Raw genomic sequence first — 220 nt, forward strand, 5'->3', positions numbered from 1 at the left:
GTCTCGTTCCCACAGTCATCGACAAGTGTCCAAGTTCTTGTGATTACAGATTCGTTTGCACAGGAGCCATCAGCCACGGCATCAGAATATGTTGCTTCCAATCCATTTGAGCAGTTGTCCGCCTCATCTGTCACGTCACCAGTAATAGAAAGATCGGTAGGATCCTGGTCACACTCGATAGTGGTACCAGCAGGGACCGTAAAGGTAGGCGCAGTAGTGT

General features: G+C 49.5%; 1 protein-coding gene. It reads right to left on the reverse strand.

What is annotated here, in order from left to right:
• On the reverse strand, window positions 1-220 hold a 220-nt coding region (locus tag AB9K26_RS00170; RefSeq protein WP_369970533.1), incomplete at both ends, for a hypothetical protein.

It is taken from the genome of Psychroserpens sp. XS_ASV72, from assembly GCF_041224425.1.
Lineage (GTDB): Bacteria > Bacteroidota > Bacteroidia > Flavobacteriales > Flavobacteriaceae > Psychroserpens.